Source organism: Sporosarcina sp. BI001-red (genome assembly GCF_003384035.1).
GTDB lineage: Bacteria > Bacillota > Bacilli > Bacillales_A > Planococcaceae > Sporosarcina.
This window is the reverse complement of record NZ_QQAK01000015.1, coordinates 91,228-104,887: the sequence shown is the minus strand read 5'-3', so window position 1 is coordinate 104,887 and position 13,660 is coordinate 91,228. Positions and strand designations below refer to the sequence as shown.

15 protein-coding genes are annotated in these 13,660 nt (G+C 41.7%); 3 read left to right on the top strand and 12 right to left on the bottom strand.

Annotation, left to right across the window (positions count from 1 at the left end):
* Positions 1-58: 58 nt before the first annotated feature.
* Positions 59-604 (bottom strand): DUF4358 domain-containing protein, encoded by a 546-nt coding sequence (locus tag DVB69_RS14950; RefSeq protein ID WP_116019914.1) that lies wholly within the window; start codon positions 602-604, stop codon positions 59-61.
* A gap of 232 nt (positions 605-836) precedes the next feature.
* Here DVB69_RS14950 and DVB69_RS14945 point away from each other — a divergent pair, with 232 nt between their 5' ends.
* Entirely contained in the window at positions 837-1,367 is a 531-nt protein-coding gene (locus DVB69_RS14945; protein WP_116019913.1) for a cupin domain-containing protein, read from the top strand.
* Positions 1,368-1,402: 35 nt separating this feature from the next.
* Here DVB69_RS14945 and DVB69_RS14940 read toward each other — a convergent pair whose 3' ends face one another.
* The 7 genes from DVB69_RS14940 to DVB69_RS14910 all read right to left on the bottom strand — a co-directional run bounded on the left by DVB69_RS14940 (position 1,403) and on the right by DVB69_RS14910 (position 7,712).
* Positions 1,403-2,242, bottom strand: coding sequence for a MurR/RpiR family transcriptional regulator (locus tag DVB69_RS14940; RefSeq protein WP_116019912.1), 840 nt, complete (start codon positions 2,240-2,242; stop codon positions 1,403-1,405).
* A gap of 20 nt (positions 2,243-2,262) precedes the next feature.
* Positions 2,263-3,174 carry an ROK family protein gene (locus DVB69_RS14935; RefSeq protein WP_233505424.1) on the bottom strand — a complete coding sequence of 304 codons (912 nt, stop codon included), beginning with the start codon at positions 3,172-3,174 and terminating at the stop codon, positions 2,263-2,265.
* A gap of 93 nt (positions 3,175-3,267) precedes the next feature.
* Positions 3,268-4,770 carry a sodium:solute symporter family protein gene (locus DVB69_RS14930; RefSeq protein ID WP_116019911.1) on the bottom strand — a complete coding sequence of 501 codons (1,503 nt, stop codon included), beginning with the start codon at positions 4,768-4,770 and terminating at the stop codon, positions 3,268-3,270.
* A gap of 81 nt (positions 4,771-4,851) precedes the next feature.
* Positions 4,852-5,724, bottom strand: coding sequence for an N-acetylneuraminate lyase (locus tag DVB69_RS14925; RefSeq protein ID WP_116019910.1), 873 nt, complete (start codon positions 5,722-5,724; stop codon positions 4,852-4,854).
* 41 nt (positions 5,725-5,765) lie between these two features.
* A complete protein-coding gene (locus DVB69_RS14920; RefSeq protein ID WP_116019909.1) occupies positions 5,766-6,452 on the bottom strand; it encodes an N-acetylmannosamine-6-phosphate 2-epimerase in 687 nt (228 codons plus the stop codon).
* Positions 6,453-6,691: 239 nt separating this feature from the next.
* Positions 6,692-7,054 carry a hypothetical protein gene (locus tag DVB69_RS14915; protein ID WP_116019908.1) on the bottom strand — a complete coding sequence of 121 codons (363 nt, stop codon included), beginning with the start codon at positions 7,052-7,054 and terminating at the stop codon, positions 6,692-6,694.
* Positions 7,055-7,346: 292 nt separating this feature from the next.
* The gene (locus tag DVB69_RS14910) at positions 7,347-7,712 is read right to left on the bottom strand and encodes a winged helix-turn-helix transcriptional regulator (protein ID WP_116019907.1); all 366 of its coding nucleotides are present in this window, start codon (positions 7,710-7,712) and stop codon (positions 7,347-7,349) included.
* A gap of 186 nt (positions 7,713-7,898) precedes the next feature.
* Between DVB69_RS14910 and DVB69_RS14905 the strand changes: the two genes are divergently transcribed.
* Positions 7,899-8,888 carry a Gfo/Idh/MocA family protein gene (locus DVB69_RS14905; protein WP_116019906.1) on the top strand — a complete coding sequence of 330 codons (990 nt, stop codon included), beginning with the start codon at positions 7,899-7,901 and terminating at the stop codon, positions 8,886-8,888.
* A 59-nt stretch (positions 8,889-8,947) separates the two neighbouring features.
* Here DVB69_RS14905 and DVB69_RS14900 read toward each other — a convergent pair whose 3' ends face one another.
* The 4 genes from DVB69_RS14900 to hxlA form a co-directional block, all read right to left on the bottom strand.
* A complete protein-coding gene (locus tag DVB69_RS14900; RefSeq protein WP_116019905.1) occupies positions 8,948-9,751 on the bottom strand; it encodes a Cof-type HAD-IIB family hydrolase in 804 nt (267 codons plus the stop codon).
* A 46-nt stretch (positions 9,752-9,797) separates the two neighbouring features.
* On the bottom strand, positions 9,798-10,415 hold the full coding sequence (locus DVB69_RS14895; RefSeq protein ID WP_116020002.1) for a cyclase family protein: 618 nt from the start codon (positions 10,413-10,415) through the stop codon (positions 9,798-9,800).
* A 148-nt stretch (positions 10,416-10,563) separates the two neighbouring features.
* Entirely contained in the window at positions 10,564-11,118 is a 555-nt protein-coding gene (hxlB, locus tag DVB69_RS14890; protein WP_116019904.1) for a 6-phospho-3-hexuloisomerase, read from the bottom strand.
* A gap of 1 nt (position 11,119) precedes the next feature.
* Entirely contained in the window at positions 11,120-11,761 is a 642-nt protein-coding gene (gene hxlA, locus DVB69_RS14885) for a 3-hexulose-6-phosphate synthase (protein ID WP_116019903.1), read from the bottom strand.
* A 388-nt stretch (positions 11,762-12,149) separates the two neighbouring features.
* On the opposite strand from hxlA, the gene zwf reads away from it, so the two are divergent.
* On the top strand, positions 12,150-13,652 hold the full coding sequence (gene zwf, locus DVB69_RS14880; protein WP_199562878.1) for a glucose-6-phosphate dehydrogenase: 1,503 nt from the start codon (positions 12,150-12,152) through the stop codon (positions 13,650-13,652).
* The last annotated feature ends 8 nt before the right edge of the window (positions 13,653-13,660 follow it).

Here is a 13,660-nt window from a genome sequence, read left to right as displayed (position 1 = left end):
CGCGGTCCCCCTCACCCGTCCAATTAGAAAAAGGCACACACTGTGCCTTTTACGTTTGTCAGAAGCTATCGTTGAATGCTTTCTCGATTGTTTCTGGATTTGTATACGTCACATACAATAGGTACTTCCCTTTTGTGACAATTTTATTGTTCTTCACTTTTTCATATTGCTCGGGTAAGTATTGCTTCCATGTTTGAACTTGTCCAGCCAGTTCATTTTCAAGTGAAGTCTTCAATTCATCGACCTGGTCTTCATCTTTCGCTTCCAGTAAGATGATCTCATCTGCATTGACGCTCATAAGTGCAGCTATGACTGTCCCATGTGCGAGTAAATTTGGATTCAGTTTCATTTTTTCAATCCAAATATCCGCCACCGAGTTTTCATCTTCTGTATCTTTCAAATCCGCTTCTTGAAGGGTTTGACTCAAATCATCGACACCTTCCGCTTTCAACTCTGCCGAAACTTGGTCCTTAATGTTCGAAATGATTTCTGTGAAAGTCACTTCAGATACCTCGTCCTGATTCGGTTCGTCCGAAGACTGATTGCCGCAAGCCGCCATCACGACTGCCATGAACACTACTAAAATTCCTGCTAATTTTTTCATAAAATCCCCTCAATCCACTCAATAATTGTTTCTATTAGGAGTAGTCGGATGACCTTCTTAAAAGTTCCATTATTATTTCTAAAAAATGAACGTTGCGAAAAAGTCGCTCCCCTAAACTTTTCGTATGAAGGATCCCATCAGATTCCTAGGGAACGTTCAATAAGCAGGACGCATACCCTATATTGAGCCTATGGACTTAGGTAGTCATCTTTAGATGGAAAGGGTGGAATGAATGGCTTTAGAGAATAAAAATAATGGTGCTGGCGTTCACTATTTTGCAGACGTGAACAACAACCCGTTTTTTGTGAAAGACAATAAGAATTACATTAACATCGTAAGCAGCAAGCAATTGAATTCACTTCAAGACGTCTCAGTGTTAGATATATTCCTAAGTAAAGACAGTATCATCGAACCTCACTATCACCCGAATGGATCTGAACTTACGTACTGTATATCCGGCTCCGCTACCATTTCCATGATGAACATTGACACAAAGGAATTCCAACATTATCGTACGACCCCAGGACAGGTGGTCAATGTTCCACAAGGTTGGTGGCACTATATACTGGCAAACGAAGATAATACCCACTTCCAGGGAATATTCAACGTTGGAGTGCCCGAAGTAGTTTTTGGATCAGATTTGTTAACTCGAACGCCAGCCGATGTATTCCCGTACGCTTACGGCATAGACCAAAACCTCTGGAAATCCGTCATATCCAATGTTGTGCCAACGACCGTAATAGGTCCTTCTTCAAAGAAATAATGTAGTGTGTCAGAGTAAACCTCTTCAACTAGTTATCAATAAAGCTTTGTCGAGATATTTGTGGAAATTTCGGTCTGAATCTCTTCCGCTTTCTCTACATCCTTCACAGCTAATCCTGTACAAAGTACATCGATCAAAAACAACTGTGCGATTTTCGATACTAATGACCCGCTATCCAGCGGGTTTTCTTTCGCTGATCCGAGTAGAATATGATCTGCATATTGGCTTAGTGGAGATTTCAAGTAGTTCGTCAATACGATAATCGTGGCACCTTTCTCTTTTGCAATTTTAACAGAATCGACAATATCCTTTGTACCACCAGATATACTAATTGCGATGACCACACTATTTTCGTTCAAAGAAGAAGCGAGCATCACTTGAAAATGCGGATCTATGACAGCTGTTGCTTGACGACCAATTCGCATTAACCGGCTTTGCATATCGAGTCCTGCAATTCCTGAAGACCCCACTCCAAAGATGACAATATTGTCTTTTTGTTTCATCACTTCGATAGTCCGTTGCAGTTCCTTTTCATCCACAAGTGCTGCGGAATCTTCAACAGTTTTCACCATATTACTGCGGATTTTATCCAAATAGGTACCGTGCTCTGGCACCGTAGCATCAGCCGCTAACTCTTGTGCATAAGAATACTTGAAATCTTGGAACCCTTTATATCCTAACTTTCTGAAAAAACGAAGTACTGTCGCTTCTGCTACACCGCTCGCCTCACACAATTCTGTGAGGGATAAGTAGATTACCTGCGTCACATTTGCTGTTAAATACGTATAGATCTTATGCTCTGATTTGGTAAACTGTGGCTTATACTGCTCCATGATCACCGAAGGTTTCATCCCTTTTAGTGCTCCTGTTTGCATACAAATCGCCCTCCCATCTCTTAGTCATTGTGAACAGGATTGTTGTTCAAGAAATGTCGTACCGCCCCTAACAGATTTGCGTCATTTCCTTTTTCCGCTAGAGTTAAGACTAAACTCTCTTTGTGATGGGGCATGAGTTTTGCCACTAGAGATGTCTGAATCGCTTCTTGCAAAAATGAACCTTGTTCAGAAATACCCCCACCAATCACGATCGCAGATGGATTCAAAATTTGTACAAGCGATCCAAGTCCAGTCGTCAAATCATCAATCCAGATAGTGAAAATTGAATTCGCTACCTGATCTCCTTCACGCACTAAATCAAAAAAGGCGGGTAGTTCTAGTTCCCCAAACTTATCACTTACTAGCAACGCTAATGCCGCACTAGACGCATATCGTTCATAGCAACCCGCTTGTGAACACGTACATACCTTTCCCCCAGGGTATAAAATCATATGACCGATTTCACCCCCGGAAAAAGTAGCTCCTCTATATAAACTTCCATTCATGAACAACGCACCACCGATGCCAGTTCCAAGGGCCACCGTCAAAAAGTCTGACATATGACGGGCAGCTCCTAGCCACTGTTCTCCCAATGCCGTACAGTTCACATCATTTTCTATTGAAGCAGGTAGTTTCAGTCGTTCCGTCACTTGTTCACACACATTCATCCCTGTGTAGCCAGGAATTGTATCGGTAGCATAGACAATTGTCCCCTTGACAGCATCTACATGTCCTGCTGAACTAATTGCTATTCCTTGTAAATTCTCTACTGCTTGCATCTCCTGACAAATCATTAAGATTTTGTTCATAAGATGCAAGCCGCCTTTCAATGCTTCTGTCGGATACGACTTTCGATTCGACAGCGTTCCATATTCATCTGAAATTGCTGTTTTTATCGATGTACCGCCAATATCGATTGCTCCCATATACATAGCGATTCCCCTTCCTATCTGTTCCATTTACTATATCATTTCAAAAGGAAGAGGACAGCACCTAACATACGGCGCTGTCCTCTCTTTGCTTCCTTATAGACCTTTTGGCTGGTCGTAATACGTAAGTTGTGCTGAAGAATCCTCCGCCTTACTCTTTCCTTTGAACAGCAAGCTGAACAAATACCCGAATACGAGAGAAGAAACAAGGTTAATGAGTGAATACGCCCAAAGTGTCGTATCTGTGAAATACGAAACGTAGATAGCGATAAGGGACGTTACGATGAAACCTGCAATTGCGCCCTTTGTATTCGCACGTTTCGTCAACACGCCAAGTGTGAATGTACCACCGATAATACCGAGTACAAGACCCATCAGACCGTTAAACCATTCATATGCAGAAGTTACGTTAGAGTATGCGAGAACGATTGCAAAGATGATGGATAATACACCTACGATGATGCTTACGAACTTCGCGATTTTCGTTCCTTTTTCATCGGTCATATCCGGACGTAGAACCTTTTGGATATCCAACGTCCAACTGGTCGCAACACTGTTCAATCCTGTAGAGAGTGTCGATTGACCTGCGGCAAAGAGTCCAGCGATGAGTAATCCCGAGATTCCTGCCGGTAATTCAGTAACGATGAAATTCGCAAAGATGAGATCTTTTGCCCCGTCAGGCATGTCACCGCCAGCTTGCTTATAAAACACATACAGCGACGTTCCTATAAAGAAGAACAACGTTGCGGTACCAAAAGAGAGGACACCGTTCATGATAGTCATTTTGTTCATCTGCTTCAAATCCGTCGTAGTCAAATAGCGCTGCACCATGTCTTGACTCGAAATGTATGAGAACAATGTAGATAATCCAGCACCAAGGAAGATGATGAACAAACTATCATTGAAGATATTCGGGTCAAAGATTACTGCTTCACTAAAGAATTTGTTGTCTTGGACACCAACCTTAATAATCTCAGGGAAGCCGCCTTTAACAGAAACGATAAGTACGATGAGAGCGAAAACCCCGCCCCCTATTAAGACAATCCCTTGGATGAAATCTGTCCACAGTACGGATTTTATTCCACCAATTGATGAGTAGATGGTTGCAATGACACCCATGAATAGAATGATCACTACAGTATGTATCCCTGTAACTGCTGATAACGCGAGCGCTGGCAAATACATGATGATCGACATACGTCCGACTTGGTAAATGATGAAAAGAGAACTTCCCATAATCCGTAAGCCTTTGCCAAATCGCATTTCTAAATATTCATATGCTGTATCGATGTTGAGATTCCGATATACCGGCAAGAAGAAGTGAATGGCCACCGGAACGGCAATGAACAAACCAATTTGACCTGCCCAAAGCTGCCAGTTTCCAAGATACGAATTCCCCGCTAGTGACAAGAAAGATATCGGAGAGAGTAACGTTGCGAAAAGACTAACAGATGTAACCCACCACGGGATGCTACCGTCACCTTTAAAGAACTCTTTCCCCTTCATTTCCTTCTTGGCTACGGCTATTCCGATATAAAGAATTAAGAGCAGGTACGCAACCAATATCACATAGTCTATTACAGCAAACTTTCCATCCATCCCTTTTCCCCCTAACAACTCTTTGTCTATAGGTAAGCGCTTACTTATTCAATAGAAGACTTTCGAAAAAGTCTTCTTTCATCAGTTGCTCAAAAACGTGTGTGCGAGTTCTTGCGCTACTTTCACTTTGTCTGCTGAAAGCTGTTTCATCGGTTTGCGACAAACTCCAGCTTCCACGCCTTGTGTTTTCAACATTTCCTTGATTGTCTGATAAAGACCGTTTGCTAGAATGCCTGAAATGAGATCGTTCGTCACTTTTTGGATTTCACGCGCTTCGGTAATTTTGCCCTCTTGAGCGAGTTCAAAAATAGAACGTGCACGTGCACCGTTGACGTTAAACGTACTGCCAATTGCACCATCGACATTTAACACCGCTGCAGATAACAACATTTCGTCAAATCCTGAATAGATGAGTTTCTCAGGGTACGCATGTCGTAAACGCTCCAGTAAATAGAAGTCGGGCGCTGTGAATTTAACACCGATAATCTTCTCGTTTTCGAACAACTCACCAAATTGCTCCAGACTCATGTTGACACCTGTTAGAGCAGGGATCGAATAGATGATCATCGTATTGTCGACACTGTTAATAATCGTATTGTAGTAGTCTTTAATCTCTTCGAAATCAAATTTATAGTAGAACGGTGTGACGGCAGATAAAGAATCGTAGCCAAGATCTGTTGCGAACTTAGCAAGCTCAACAGCTTCATCAATGTTAAGGGCACCGACTTGTGCAATCAGCTTCACTTGGTCTCCAGCTTCGTCTTTAACAATTTCAAAGATCCGCTTTTTGTTTTCAGTAGAAATTAGGAAATTCTCCCCTGTGCTTCCGTTGACGTATAATCCGTCTACTTTAGAGACATCGATGTTATGACGTACTAACTGGCGTAACCCTTTTTCGTGAATGTTTCCCTGCTCGTCAAATGCACACATTAGTGCTGTAAAAATACCTTTCATGCTAATCCGCTCCTCTTTTTGTGATGATTTTTGTAAGTCTCTTATTTTCTATGAATCGCTGTTGCAAATTTTTCTGTGATATTCATAGGTCGTGTAATGGCGCTTCCTACGACAACTGCATGTGCACCTAGTTCAATTGCTAACTTTGCTTTTTCAGGAGTATCAAAATTTCCTTCCGCAATGACTGGCACGTTCACTTTCTCAACCAGTTGCTTCACCAGCTCTAACGGTTTCACATCTTTTGAATAAGGTGTGTACCCAGCTAATGTCGGGGCAACAATGTCCGCCCCTGCTTCTACAGCAAGCAACCCTTCTTCTAGCGTCGACACATCCGCCATAAAGAGTTGTTCAGGAAACGCCTCTTTTGCTTGACTGAGAAGTTCTTCAAATGTTCGGTTTCCCGGTCTCATTCGATTTGTCCCGTCCAGTGCGATAATTTCAACACCTTCTACTGCCAGCGCAGATATTTCTGCGAATGTCGGGGTAATGAAAACCGCCTCGTCTGGATAGTCCTTCTTAATGATCCCGATAATAGGGAGATTTACTTCTTGTTTAATCGCCTGGATATCTACTACTGAATTTGCACGGATGCCAACCGCTCCGCCCATTTTTGCGGCGAGCGCCATTTTACTCATGATGAAGGAGCTGTGTAGCGGCTCATCCTCCAATGCCTGGCAAGAGACAATGAGGGAATGTTGTAAGGTGTTTAGTAAATCTTGTCTGTTCATGAATAGTCTCCTTACTGTTTGACGTTGAACGAGAATTTGACTACTATCTTTTTTCATCGCTAAATAGAAAGCGTTTTCAATATAGTGGCACTATATCATTTATGAAAGTTAACTGTCAAATATTCTTATTTTGTGATTAATAATCCGTCATTTCGATAGAGTTGTGATTGTTAGACAGTTATTCTTGAACAAAAAAAAGCAATGACTCGACATGGAGTCATTGCAAGGATTATTTTCTATTATTTCTTACATGAAATAAGAATACCAATTATTCCAGTAACGATCACACCAAAAGTAGCTAACTTCCGATAATTGGTTGCTGATTTGAATTTGACGTGATCCGGTGTGATTTCATACACACCAACAGGTTTGATAGAGAAAAATCCTCCACCACCTTCTCCTCCGCCAGTTTCTCCTCCACCACCAATTGCATACTTCAACTTAGCGACTGGAATTACTTTGGTCAAACCGACTTCAACTGGTTCACCATAAATAAGCGAGACATCTTTTTGATTACCAAACTTTTTGAAAACCGCTTTTATCGCCGTTTCTTCAAAAGGCATCCCCAATTCATCATGGCTGTCCTTTTCGTGATCATTCATCTGAACTCCCCCACATTTCTATGCAGAATTTTAGTACTTACAGTACATCTTACTATCTGTTACGAATGAACATGCCCTTTTGTTTCATTACATCTTTGTTTTAACACGTATTCTTTCACTACAAATTGAACTCCTCGTTTTCAATATGTAATTTCTCTTATTTGTACATAAAAAGGTCCTCACTTGCAGTTTGTCTGCAGAGTGAGGGGGAGTGAACAGGGGAATTCATGAAAACGCACGGAATGGGCTTGGTTGTGCCGGATCTAGCGACACTCAGATAAGATCCCCAAAATTAGTTTCCGTTCTGTTCTTCTTCGTCATGGTTTTGTAAATTAGTTGCAACATAGGTTTTACCCCATTCATACATCGCATCTAAAATCGGCATGAGCGTTCTTCCTTGTTCAGTTAGGGAGTACTCCACTTTTGGCGGAACGACTGGATAGACTTCACGATGGACGATTAAATGGTCTTCAAGTTCGCGTAATTGGTTAACGAGCATCCGTTGCGTAATTCCAGGCATTAAGTTCTTCAATTCACCAAAACGTTTTGTTCCTTCTTTTCCTAAATGCCAGAGAGCTAGCATCTTCCACTTTCCACCAATAATCGATAGCGTTAGTTCCTTTTCACAATTAAAATCTTTCTCACCTAATTTCGGCATATTACCCCTCCTGAACCTAATGATCATCAATGGTATACTTTAAGGCACTATGTATACATTAATGTCGTAGTTTGATTTTATACTTGTACCTATTATAATGGAACTATTCCTATTCGCAACTGTAACAGTTCATCAAAGGAACCGTTATAATTACGAAGTTTTATTATTATATACAGAGGTGAAATGATGATTAGAATCGGTTTAGTCGGAACAAATTGGATTACGGAAAGATTATTAGACGGTGCAGCTCATGTCGAGGCACTCGAAGTTGCCGCGGTTTACTCAAGAACAAGTGAACGCGCAGAAGAGTTTGCAAGTAAACATGGGATTCCCCTTCAGTTTACGGATCTCAAGGAAATGGCGAGTAGCGATAAAATTGACGCGGTGTACATTGCTACACCAAACTCCTTTCACGCAGAACAAGCAATCCTTTTCTTGCAACATGGAAAGCATGTATTATGTGAAAAACCGGTCGCGGCTAATGCGAAAGAAGTTCACCGCATGATTGAAACTGCGAAGCAGCACAATGTCCTCCTAATGGAAGCTATGAAATCTACTCTCCTTCCGAATTTCAAGGTGATACAAGAGAATCTCCATAAACTAGGGACGATAAGGAAGTATTTCGCAAGCTTTTGCCAATATTCATCTCGCTACGATCAATATAAAGAAGGTATTGTCCTGAATGCTTTTAAGCCTGAGTTTGCGAATGGTGCACTGATGGATCTCGGCGTCTATTGCTTGTATCCGTTGATTTCCCTATTTGGGGAACCTCTCGAAGTAAAAGCAACGGGTTCACTACTTGAATCCGGCGTGGATAGTTCGGGTAGTGTTACGTTGAAATACGAAGGAAAAGATGCAGTTTTGATGTATTCTAAAGTCTCTAACTCTGGACTACCATGGGAAATCCAAGGTGAGAATGGTGTCATGTTAATCACAAAAGTTTCTGCACCGGAACACGTGGAAATTCATTACAATGATGGAACGGTTGAATCGCTTACCGTCGAGATGCCTTACCCATCGATGTATTATGAAATGCAAGAGTTTGTAGACCTAATTGAACAAGGTAAAACCGAATCAGACGTCAATACGTATTTCAATTCATATACGACCATGAAAGTGGCGGACGCTATCCGAAAAGATATCGGATTGGAATTCCCAAATGATCATTTGCGCTAACTAAAGGATAAGGCTCGGACGATAGAAACACTTCGTCCGAGCCTTATTTTGTCTAACAGTCATGTTAGGGGATCGAGTATAAACTTGTTGAGTACATGGAGCACACCTTCATCATTATTCGTTTCAGTAATATAATCCGCAATGCTCTTTAACGCATCTACGCCATTTCCCATCACTACACCTAATCCTGCCGACGTGATGAGTTCTACATCATTATGATTATCACCGATTCCAATGATTTCAGACTGCTGGATTCCAAATTGTTCCGCCAAATATAGCAAAGCAGTCCCTTTATTGGCTTCAGGGTTTGTGACCTCCAAGTAGTGAGGCTTCGATTTGGCAATATGTGCATCTGAACCGAACTCCCCATGCAACTCGATTTGCAAGCGATCTAAATACTTCGGCTCGCCAATGAATAACACTTTTGTGAATCCCTTGTCCGCAAGGCCGCTCAAATCGTCGACAACGGTATAGGGGACGTTACTTTCTCTAGCATACCCCTGAATCTTGTCATTGTCTTCAGCTACGTAAACGACATCGTCTTGATACACCTGAACATGTACATGGTGCTCCTGGGCAAACTCAATAAGTCGTTTCGAGATCACATGAGAGACTGATCGTTCAAACCAAATCTTCTTCTCTTCTACATCTTTGATGACTGCCCCTTGGTACGTAATAAGCGGGACATTCAAGCGCAGTTGTTCGGCGAACTTTTTTGCTGATGGAAACATGCGACCCGTTGCAAGTGTTACGATGACCCCACTCTCAATCACCTGTTGGATGGCAGTGATTGTATCAGGAGTAATCTCCAACTCATCCGTCAATAGTGTCCCGTCAAGGTCGATTGCTACCAATTTATACATGAACTTTCTCCTTTATCGTTAACGAATCGCTCGTATTCCTTGGGTTTTATTGAAGTCCTTCAAACAATAATACCCTTGCTGGGGATGCATCCGTTCCGACTAACTTCAGTGGAGCGGCAACCATGAAGTAGTCGCCTTGCTCCACTTCTTTCAAACGAAGTCCTTCGATAATAATAATGTCATTCGCAAATAACGTTTTGTGCGTTGGGTGTCCTTCTTGGCTTCTTTCCACACCAAGTGCATCTATGCCTATTCCCCGAATACCGATTTGAGCTAGGTACTCTGCACCGTCTGCAGCAAGAAAAACGAAGTCAAAGTCAAACTCTTTTTCAAAGGAATTTTTAGTCTTCAATAAAACAAAGTCGTTCTTCTGAAGGTTGAATCCTTCTAAGTCTGTTTTAGAAACTCCAGACTCAACAGTTGTTACATCGATTACTTTACATTGTCCGACAAGGTTCGTAAGTGGAAGTGTTTCAAAGGTATCACCTTCTACAACCATATGAAGAGGAGCGTCAATGTGTGTGCCTGTGTGTACATCTAATTCCAAGCGCGTTTCAGTTACATAGCCATTTGTCACCCGTTTCAATTCAGGCTGCTTTTCTGGCTTGTTTTTATAGACTGTCATTCCTTCATAGATCGAACTCGTTACATCATACATTTTCATCATTCATGACCACCATTCTGTATTAGGTTCTATCGCAACTATACCGTCATCCTTGCACATTCGCCATTACCCTGTCTACAGGCAGGACCTTTTCGGATAAAAACAGCCTGAGTCACCATAATAATTGGGCTCAGGCTGTTCAACAATTCTATTCTAAATTTGCATGACGTCCGTACATGATATTTGAGTGTGAGCCACTTTTCTCCATCACACTCAAAATGAGAGCATCGTAAAACAAGAGTAGCGCCTGTTCAAACAAGGAGCCCATAGGTTGAATGGATTTCCCACTTGCACTATCTGCCTTCGCTTGAGCAGGGATTACGATTGTATGATCTGCCAACTTCCCGATTGTTGAGGTCGGATTCGTTGTAACAGCTGCAATTGTCGCACCGATGCTTTTCGCTTTCTCTGTCATCGCAACTAAACTCCCTGTTTCACCTGATCCAGAACCTACAAGGAAGAGATCCTCCTCCTCCAAGTTAGGCGTCACGGTTTCACCTACAACGTATGCGTCAAGGCCGATATGCATCATACGCATCACGAATGCCTTAGCCATAAAACCAGAGCGTCCTCCACCAGCTACGAATATCTTTTTCGCACGAAGAATGGCGTCCACTAATTTTTCAGAGTCCTCAACATTCACAAGTGAAAGCGTGCGTTTCAGTTCTTCCAGTATTTCCTGTGTGTAGGCAGTTGCGTTCATATTACACTAACGCGCCTTGCTGGATCATCTGTTTGATTTGTTGAGCTGCTGCTTTTTTATCTTCTTTGCTAGTGATTCCGCCACCTACAATGATAAGATCCGGTTGAGCTTTGATCACTTCCGGAAGTGTTTCGATCTTAATACCACCAGCAATTGCTGTTTTTGCATTTTTAACAACGCTCTTAATCGTACGGAGGTCTGCGAATGAATCTTTTCCTTCAGCTTGGAGATCATATCCTGTGTGCACACAAATGTAATCCGCACCTAGCTGATCAAGCTCGGCAGCACGCGTTTTAATATCTTTTACAGCAATCATGTCCACTAAGATCTTCTTGCCAAGCTTTTTAGCTTCTTCGACAGCGCCACGAATGGATGAGTCTTCTGCTTGAGCAAGAATAGTAACGATATCTGCTCCTCCAGCAGACGCGTTCCCTACTTCATATCCTGCAGCATCCATAATCTTTACATCTGCGAGAACTTCCAACTTAGGAAATGCCGCTTTTACTTCTCTTACAGCAGCGAGTCCTTCTTTGTTAATGACTGGAGTTCCAATTTCGACGATGTCGATAAATTCTTCTACTTCTTTCACCACTTCAATTGCTCCCGGGATGTCGACTAGATCTAATGCTAATTGTAATTTCATATAGGTACTCTCCTTTTATATGTTTTTCTGTGCACACTCAGTGTAAATCCAGAGTTGTCTTTTGAGAAGTACGCACTTTAAAATCACATACTGACAAGGAGTATACCGTCAGATTGTTTTTTCCAAATGGATTACTGTTGGAGTGTATGTAATAACCAAGTTTCTACGCACTTTACGCAAATAGCACAATGCTATCTCATAATTGACGTCATCAACTTTGAAACGCTTTCATTTTTTAAGTTAGTTCGCCAATTGTTTAAAGTATACTTTTTTTCACTATATGTTTTAAAACTGCGTACTTACATTTCTCTCTCGGTACTCTTATACTAGGTACTGTTGGAGTTTTAAATAACAGGAATCATTATTCAGCCCATTGGAGGGGAAACCTATGCAATTCAATAATTTCTCTTCACAAACAGAGGAGCACAGCAAACGAAATGCGCAAGGAATGACTGTTGTTTTGTTTGGTGCTACAGGTGATTTGGCCAAACGAAAGTTATTCCCTGCATTATATAACTTGTATGTAGAGAACAAAATGCCAGAAGCTTTTTCAGTTATTGGACTCGGTCGTACCCCTTATACCAATGATGTATTTCAAAAAAAGGTGGAGCAATCCCTTCGGACATATTCTAGAGGCAACGTGCAAGATGAAGGACTACAACAGTTTTTATCCTCCTTCCGTTATTGCACATTTGACGCTACAGAAATAGGGTCATATGAAAAGTTGAACGAACTCATTGAACAACGTGAACGCGAATTGACTATCCCTGAAAATCGCCTATTCTACTTGTCCGTTGCTCCTAGTCTCATCGATGTTATTACGTCTAATCTTAATACCAGTGGGGTCAGTCAAACATCTGGATGGAAGCGACTTATTGTAGAAAAACCTTTCGGAAGTGATTTGGCATCTGCCCGCGAGTTGAACGAAAAGTTACGAATAGCGTTTAATGAAGATGAAATTTATAGAATCGATCACTACCTCGGTAAGCCAATGGTTCAAAATCTGGAAACGCTGATTCTCGTGAATCCTGTATTGGATTCGTTATTCAATCACAAACTAATTGCTAATGTACAAATTACTGCTAGCGAAACGGTTGGTGTTGAAACTCGTGCTGCCTATTATGACAAGGCGGGTGCAATTCGAGATATGGTGCAAAATCATATGTTGCAACTCGTTATGATGACAGCACTTCATCTACCTAAAAAAGCACATCCTGAAGAAATTCGTTCAAAAAAAGCGCAAATCATCGAGGCATTACGTCCGATTCAAGATGAAAGCTTACAAACCGATTTGATACGTGCTCAATATGCTGAAGGAGATATTTTTGGTATCGACGTGCCTGCCTATCGAGAAGAACCGGGTGTGCCTCATTCGTCCATGAATGACACGTATATCGCAGCCCGTTTATTTATCGACAACGAATTTTGGGAAGGGATTCCATTCTACATTCGAACCGGTAAACGCTTGGATAAAAAGTCGACTCGTATTGTCTTTGAATTCAAGGAACGGCCGTCAGAATTGGAAAACTACCGTCCTGAAGGACTTGCCCCGAATCTGTTAATTCTTGAAATCAGTCCAAATGAAAGTATTTCGTTACAGGTGAATATGAAGGATCCTTCTACAAATAAATATAAACCTTCTACGATAACATTCACCACCAACTCAACCAACCAACCAGAGGCTTATGAACTTTTGCTACATGACGCAGTGCTCGGCAATGCTACGTTCTTTGCCAATTGGAAAGAAGTCGAATTGTCTTGGCAATGGATTCAGCCTCTACTCGAAGCATTCGAAGACAATCGTTTGCCATTAGTCACGTACGCCGCTGGTTCAACGGGGCCAAAAGAAGCTAAACAGTTACTTGCAAAAGATCACTTTACTTGGTGGTAAACAGACCA

Coding starts and splice junctions, on each gene's coding strand:
- DVB69_RS14910 (WP_116019907.1), bottom strand. CDS start 7,712: ATGCCGAAATTAGGTGAGAAAGATTTTAATTGTGAAAAGGAACTAACG.
- DVB69_RS14925 (WP_116019910.1), bottom strand. CDS start 5,724: ATGAAAGGTATTTTTACAGCACTAATGTGTGCATTTGACGAGCAGGGA.
- DVB69_RS14900 (WP_116019905.1), bottom strand. CDS start 9,751: ATGTATAAATTGGTAGCAATCGACCTTGACGGGACACTATTGACGGAT.
- DVB69_RS14945 (WP_116019913.1), top strand. CDS start 837: ATGGCTTTAGAGAATAAAAATAATGGTGCTGGCGTTCACTATTTTGCA.
- zwf (WP_199562878.1), top strand. CDS start 12,150: ATGCAATTCAATAATTTCTCTTCACAAACAGAGGAGCACAGCAAACGA.
- DVB69_RS14950 (WP_116019914.1), bottom strand. CDS start 604: ATGAAAAAATTAGCAGGAATTTTAGTAGTGTTCATGGCAGTCGTGATG.
- DVB69_RS14905 (WP_116019906.1), top strand. CDS start 7,899: ATGATTAGAATCGGTTTAGTCGGAACAAATTGGATTACGGAAAGATTA.
- DVB69_RS14935 (WP_233505424.1), bottom strand. CDS start 3,174: ATGTATATGGGAGCAATCGATATTGGCGGTACATCGATAAAAACAGCA.
- hxlA (WP_116019903.1), bottom strand. CDS start 11,761: ATGAAATTACAATTAGCATTAGATCTAGTCGACATCCCGGGAGCAATT.
- DVB69_RS14930 (WP_116019911.1), bottom strand. CDS start 4,770: ATGGATGGAAAGTTTGCTGTAATAGACTATGTGATATTGGTTGCGTAC.
- DVB69_RS14895 (WP_116020002.1), bottom strand. CDS start 10,415: ATGAAAATGTATGATGTAACGAGTTCGATCTATGAAGGAATGACAGTC.
- DVB69_RS14940 (WP_116019912.1), bottom strand. CDS start 2,242: ATGCAAACAGGAGCACTAAAAGGGATGAAACCTTCGGTGATCATGGAG.
- hxlB (WP_116019904.1), bottom strand. CDS start 11,118: ATGAACGCAACTGCCTACACACAGGAAATACTGGAAGAACTGAAACGC.
- DVB69_RS14915 (WP_116019908.1), bottom strand. CDS start 7,054: ATGAATGATCACGAAAAGGACAGCCATGATGAATTGGGGATGCCTTTT.
- DVB69_RS14920 (WP_116019909.1), bottom strand. CDS start 6,452: ATGAACAGACAAGATTTACTAAACACCTTACAACATTCCCTCATTGTC.